The organism is Protofrankia sp. CiP3, from assembly GCF_917627345.1.
In the GTDB taxonomy this organism is placed as follows: domain Bacteria; phylum Actinomycetota; class Actinomycetes; order Frankiales; family Frankiaceae; genus Protofrankia.
In genome coordinates this window covers 1-5,073 of the sequence record NZ_CAKJTM010000188.1, presented here as the reverse complement: position 1 = coordinate 5,073, position 5,073 = coordinate 1, and the positions used below count along the sequence as shown (strand labels likewise).

At 71.0% G+C, this 5,073-nt stretch carries 5 protein-coding genes; 2 read left to right on the top strand and 3 right to left on the bottom strand.

The genetic code is table 11. The features are described 5' to 3' along the window. Positions 1-20 precede the first annotated feature (20 nt). Both mycP and MJ797_RS25845 read right to left on the bottom strand, forming a co-directional pair. A complete protein-coding gene (gene mycP / locus MJ797_RS25850; RefSeq protein WP_239342231.1) occupies positions 21-1,283 on the bottom strand; it encodes a type VII secretion-associated serine protease mycosin in 1,263 nt (420 codons plus the stop codon). A gap of 67 nt (positions 1,284-1,350) precedes the next feature. Next, positions 1,351-1,500: a hypothetical protein gene (locus MJ797_RS25845; protein ID WP_239342230.1), complete on the bottom strand. Its 150-nt coding sequence runs from the start codon at positions 1,498-1,500 to the stop codon at positions 1,351-1,353. 234 nt (positions 1,501-1,734) lie between these two features. Here MJ797_RS25845 and MJ797_RS25840 point away from each other — a divergent pair, with 234 nt between their 5' ends. Then, positions 1,735-2,529: a hypothetical protein gene (locus tag MJ797_RS25840; RefSeq protein ID WP_239342229.1), complete on the top strand. Its 795-nt coding sequence runs from the start codon at positions 1,735-1,737 to the stop codon at positions 2,527-2,529. After that, positions 2,526-4,550: a hypothetical protein gene (locus MJ797_RS25835; protein WP_239342228.1), complete on the top strand. Its 2,025-nt coding sequence runs from the start codon at positions 2,526-2,528 to the stop codon at positions 4,548-4,550. The genes MJ797_RS25840 and MJ797_RS25835 overlap by 4 nt, the downstream gene beginning before the upstream one ends. Before the next feature lie 410 nt (positions 4,551-4,960). Here the strand turns inward: MJ797_RS25835 and MJ797_RS27695 are convergent, their stop codons facing one another. Next, the gene (locus MJ797_RS27695; protein WP_374582993.1) at positions 4,961-5,068 is read right to left on the bottom strand and encodes a WD40 repeat domain-containing protein; all 108 of its coding nucleotides are present in this window, start codon (positions 5,066-5,068) and stop codon (positions 4,961-4,963) included. Positions 5,069-5,073 lie beyond the last annotated feature (5 nt).

The window sequence follows — 5,073 nt, the reverse complement described above, 5'->3', positions numbered from 1 at the left end:
ACCCCTATTGCCGGGCGCTCTTAGGCGGGATGCCGACGCCGACGGGACAGTTCAGCCATGGCTTCCTTCCCAGTCCCGGGGCGCCATTGCCGCCGCAGGCCAGCCCGAGCGACACGGATACCGGCGACTCCCACAAGCGCGACGGAAAGGGCCGCCGCGGTGAATATCAGGGTAATGCCGCGAGGAGCGTGCTTGGGGCGGACCTGCGGCAGCATGACATTTCGTACCGCGCCGGTAGCCGTGGACGGCGATGCCGAGCCCGCGGTTTCCCCGGGCAGCTCCGCGGTCACCGCGGAAACCGGGTTGAGCACCCCCCAGCCCAGCTGGGGGTCGGGCAGCCGGCCGCCGGGCCGGTCCGCTGTGAGCTCGATCCGGCGGCGGACCGCCGCCGCGCTCAGCTCCGGCCGGTAGGCCCGAACGAGCGCGGCGACTCCAGCCACCTCAGGCGCCGCGTAGCTGGTTCCGTCGCCGACAAGATGGCCGGACCCGCCCGTGCCGAGACTGATCACGCCCTCTCCCGGCGCGGCCACATCCACGTAGTCACCGGCTTCCGAGAAGCCCGCCGGCTGGCCGTTCTGACCGGTCGCGCCCACCGCCAGCACTTCCGGGTAGGCGGCGGGGTACGTCCGGGGGTTGCCGTTCTCAGCCTGGTTCGCGACCGCCGCGACGATCAGTACGTCCCGGTCCGTGGCATAGCGGATCGCGGCATGCAGACTGTCATCGGGGAAGAAGGCGCTGGTCGAAATATTGATCACGGAGGCTCCGCCGTCGACCGCGGCGCGGATGCCCGCGGCCAGGCCCGCGGCGGTGCCGTCGGAGTCCCTGGACGCCTGCCGGATGGGCAGCACGGTCGCCTCAGGCGCCATCCCGGCGACCGGGGTTCCCGGCACGGGGGCGGCCGCGATAATACCGGCGACGAACGTGCCATGGCCCGAGCAGTCGGTGTTCGCCGGCACCCGCTGCCCGGTCACGTCCGCGCCCGCGAGGACCCGCCCCGCGAGCTGGGGCACTGCCGCGTCCACACCTGTGTCGATCACGGCAACGGTGACTCCCGCGCCGCGCGTCAGATTCCACACCCCGGCCGCTCCCAGCCGCCGCTGCGCCCACGGCATGGTCCGCACGATCTCGGTCGACGGTGGCGCGCAGCCTGTGGCCAGTGGTGGGGTGACCGGCGGCGCCAGCGGCTGGGCTGGTGCTCCCGTCGGCGTTGGAGTCCCCACCGGCGGTTCTCCGCTCGCGGGTGACCACGACTGGGTGAGGGCCATGAGCGCCACGGCTGTCATCAGTACGGTCAGCGGCCGACGCGAAGACCCGGTGACCGCCAGCGGTGAGACACGGCCTCCCCGGCGGCTAGGGCGTGTCTGACAGATCGTCGATCGCGGGGATCGGTGCCCAGAAGACGTCTTGCCGCGTTGCCGGCGGTCCGGACAGAACATCGCTGTCCAGGCCTTCTCCGCCGCGCAGGCCGCTTTCTGGATCATCTTCCGCATCGACCAGCATCCATCAGACACGCCCTGGCAGGCGGATAGTCGCTCATCGGTTCCGCTCCTCCGGGATACGGCTTTGTACTTCTCGAGAAAGGCACGTATCCGGCCTGCGGCTGGTTCAACCGGGCTCGGTCGAACCTCCAACGGGGTGTGGGACGTGCATTCCTTGGGGGCCGGCGAAACAGGTCTATCCGGTTCCACCGGCTGAATGGCAACGGCCCGGATGGTGACGACCCGGATGGCGGGGATGACTGTGCTGAAAGTGGATGTTCTCATGCCCGCGGGCCGGCACCGCTCGCGTCGAGCCAGGGGTATCGGCGGAACGGTGCTCATTCTCGCCGTTGGAATGGCCGGTGCGATATTGATCGGTATTGCGGTTTGGCTGGGTGGCGCGGGTGGGGGTGAATCCGCGCCTACCGCCGGCAGCGTGCTTTCGGCCACGGCTGCCCCGGATACCGGCGCGGCTCAGGCCGGCAGGACAGCGCTGACCACTCCACCTAGGACAAGCGGCCTGCCGAGCGAGCACTGGACACTTGACGTACTCTACGCGTCTGTTGGGATGCTGGTGGTGACTGTACTGATCCTGCCCTGGGCGCTTGAACGCCGGGCGCAGTCCCGGCAGGGCGACGACCTGTCGACCCGCCCCGGACGACCATCGCGGCTCCCGCTCCTGCGCCCAGCCGTGGCCGGGAAGCGTATGCCGGCTGGGCGGAGGGTGACCATCCGCTCGCGCCGGTGGCCCAGGCCGACGGCGGAGCCGGAAAAGGCGCTGGCGACCGACTCGCCCGTGCCGGCTGTTGCCGCCCCGGTTCACCGGGACAGCACCGAGGCCCCAGCTGCGGGTATACCACCGGAGGGCTTGGACCGGGTGCACGTCCAACCGGTTGTCGTGATACCGGCGTGGCAACCGGTCGAGCCCGGACCAGACGCGCGGCCGGCCCCGGCCGTCGCGGCCCTGGAGCTGCCCGGTGATGTCGCGGGCGGTGCGGGCGGTGCGTTTCACGACCAGACGGCGGCAGCTGCCGGGAACGGTTCGCAGTGACCTCCGTCGGCATCCCGGGGCTCCGCCGCAACCGTCAGCGGGACCCTCACCCCGGTTCGCCGTTGCCGGAGCGAGTCGAGCGGGTGCGGACAGCTGGTCACGTGCTGGGCCTCAACGTCCGCACGGCGCTCGTGGTCCACGTTGTGCTGCTGGCCGTTCTCATCGTTTGGGGATACGACTGGGTGACAGTCGGCCGGCCTGTTGTGCTCTCCGTTGCGGTAATGATTGTCGCGTCGAACGGCGCCGCGCCGCTGGCCCGCCTGGCCCGCCTGGCGCGGCTGGCTGCCGCACGTGGCCGTGGCCCTCATCGTGGCCGTGGCCGGACGAAGGCCGACGGTGATGTGGCCCGCGGCACGACCGACGGGCTGGCAGCCCCCGTGCTCGGTGGGCTTGTGCCGGGGATGGGAATCGGTTCTGTTCCCGGCCGGGGTGGCAGCCGGATCGGCGTCGTCCACGACGGACACGGCTGGGCCGCGCTCCTGGAGCTCGGCCCTGAGCCAGGGCCGCTCGAGCCGCGGGCCGACGGGGCGTTACCGCTGACGGGGCTGGTGGCGTTGCTGTCCGCGGACTCGACGACGCGGATACGCGGAGTACAGCTCGTCATCCTCGTCGCTGGAGCTACCACCGATCCCATGGCGGCGGAGCAGCCCCATCCGCCCGGGTCACTGGGCGCGGGGGAGGCCCCCGCCCCGGTGACCGCCGTCCCACTCGCGCGCACCGTCCACGTGGTGCTGCGCTTCGACCATGCCGATCTGAGCAGACGCGTGTTGGGTACGGCGGCCTCCGTCCAGCAGCTGAGACAGCCGATCCGGCGACGGGTGGAGCAGGCCGTCGAGGTGCTGCGGGCGAATGGCAGCCCGGCTCGGCCGCTGGGCCCCGAGGAGGCACGCGACGTTCTGGCCAGGGCGGTCGGGCTGGCTCCGGCAGACCCCTGCGCCGAATACTCCCCCGGTTCCGCTCCGGGCGGCCGGGGCGTCCTTGCCGAGGGTTGGTCCTGGCTGCGCCACGGCGCGTCCACGAGCGCTTCGTTCCAGGTCATCCGGTGGCCTCCGGCCGGGCTGTCGACCTTCGTGGCCACCGCGGCCACGCTTGCCTCGGCGGCGCAATCCGTGGCTGTCAGCGTGGGCCTCGCGGCCGGGCGGCATGCGGACGAACGGCCGGTGATGAGCGGCCTGATCCGAGTCGCCGCGGATGACAGCGACGCACTGGCACGCCTGACGGCCCTGCTGCTGCGCTCGGCAGCGGCTGGTGGCTGGCGGCTGGGTCGGCTGGGCGGCCGTCAGGCGCCGGCCGCCATGGCCGCGCTGCCATTGGGACGGCTTGTCCCCGTACGGCTGCCCGGCAACTGGCGGCATGAGCACGCGTCTGGTGACGTCGCGCTGGCCGCCCACCGCGCGCCGGTCAGCGCGGCCTGGTGGAACCTACCGGCCATGGCCTGCGGGTTTGTCCTGGGGGTGGAACGCCAACAGGTCCCCGTGGTCGTGCGGATGTTTCGCCGTCAGCCGACCAGCATCGGGATGTTCGGATCCGACGGGCTGGCTCGAGCACTGGTCGAGCAGGCGCTGGCCAGCGGCGCGACTGTCCGGATCAACACGCACCGGGCCGAGTGCTGGGCCGGGCTTCGGCAGCCGCGGGTATCGGATGGACAACCCGCCAGGCTGGCTTTCGCCGGCCCGCGGCCGGCTATCCTTCGGCCCGGTCCGCTTCTCCTTCTGGACGAGATGAGCCCGCATTCCGGGAACCAGCCCAGCCTCTCATCCACGGCTGGTTGGCAGGCACGGATCGTACGGCTGTCCACAGTCACCAGCGAGTCGGTACGGCTTCTTGCGTCCTTCGATTTTCTGTTGCTGGGCAGGCTGCCCGCGGACGCCGTCGAGGCTGTCCGCATCGCGGCTCGGCTACCGGAGTCCGCCTGTCGTTGGCTGCCGCTGCTGCCCGACAACGTCATCGCTCTGGTAGTACCCGGCGAGGTACGCTTTGCTACGATTGTTGCCAATACAGGAGATCTGGTGACGGCCTGACCCATGCCGAGCTGACCCGCGCTCGGCTGGACGGCGCCGAGCCGAGCCGCAGCCCAAGCTGTACAAGGTGAGCCTCGTCGGTGTGCGGCCGATTGACTGTGAGTCCCCGCGAGCCCCCGCGTGAGCCGGCGTCGGCGCAGGAGCCGGAGGCAAACATGCTTTGTCGGGCTGGGGCGACTGGGGCGAAGCCCCGTCAGCGCGCGGGAAAAAGACCCGGGTTTCATTGGGCAGCGGACGCGGGGTGACGAGGCTGGCTTAGTGGTCGGCGCTGGAAGTCCTTCGGGGGCTGTCCGGATGCCAGGTGGATGCGTCGCGAGGCGGAGGAGGCCCTGGTAGCGGTGTTCTACCGGGGCTGACGACAACGACGCGAGGCGCCGGCAGGCCCTGGATGAACGTCCGGCGCCGACCACTTAGCCCATTGTCCACAGTCGTACCGTGCCATCGGCGCTACCGCTGGTCAGAACGTTCTCATGCGGAGCGAACGTCAATGAAAGCACGGAGCTGGTGTGGCCGGCCAGCGGTC